The organism is Mycobacterium sp. UM_Kg27, assembly GCF_000972905.1.
Lineage (GTDB): Bacteria > Actinomycetota > Actinomycetes > Mycobacteriales > Mycobacteriaceae > Mycobacterium.
On the sequence record NZ_JRMM01000289.1, the window covers coordinates 1 to 940 of the forward strand.

General features: G+C 67.4%; 1 protein-coding gene. It reads right to left on the minus strand.

Going from position 1 to position 940, the window contains the following annotated elements; genetic code table 11:
• Window positions 1-416: 416 nt before the first annotated feature.
• Window positions 417-940, minus strand: a 524-nt coding sequence (locus LI94_RS21295) for a transposase (RefSeq protein ID WP_046302494.1), incomplete at its 5' end; no start/stop codon positions are given.

The window sequence follows — 940 nt, forward strand, 5'->3', positions numbered from 1 at the left end:
ACCGCGCGGCCCGCATCGCCACCGAACGCAACCAAAACCACAAAGCCCGCCAAGCCCGACGCACCGCATCCGACGCCGTGTGGTTCCCGAAAGCCGCCCCCGGCACCGACCCCGACGACCCACCGCCCTTCTGATATGTAGGTAGGTCGTGTCAAGGGGCAGGATGAGGCGCCCGTCCCTGGGTTGGGGCGGGCGCCTCTGCTTCGCCGTGGCTGGGGGTGTCGGTGAGCGTGTCGTTGGCGACGCGCGGTCTGACTGATATGCGCGGGTTGGTTACCGCAGGACGGTGTTTCGGCTGGAGTGGGTCCGCGTGTCTAACGTCGAGCGTCGCCTCGCAGGGCTGCTCCTAGAAGGGTCGCGGGTCACTCCACGCGCTGCCACCGACTCCCGGTGCCTGGCGAAGGGGTTCATGGGCCTCAGGTGCTGGGGTCTAGCACGGCCAGTGACCAGCACCACCCGGCGAGTTCACGGGCGATGGCGACGTCGGCGACGGTGCTGCGTTTGCGGCGGTCGATGAATTTCACCCACCGCTGGTGCAAGCGATGGTTGCCGTCGTTGCCGCGGGCTCGCGCAGCTGCCGGTGCCAGATCCCAGCGTGCGCGCAGGACCTTTCCCACGGTGTATCGGGGGCGGTGGTGCCATGCTGCTTCGACGAGCAGGCGGCGGGCGTGTCCGTTGCCGGTCCTGGTGATAGACCCTTGACTGCGGGATCCACCCGATGAGTGTTCACTGGGCACGAGGCCGACGAAGGACCCGATCGTGTTGCCGGTGAACCGTGTCCAGTCACCGATTTCCACCGCGAGAGCAAATGCAGTGAGCGTTCCTATGCCGCGCAGGCACCCCAGGCGGCGCACCAGCGCCGTGAACTCGCAATCCGCGGCGGCCTCCTCGATGGCGGTGTCGAGACGATCACGCCGGGCCTTGACTGTCAAAACGGTGT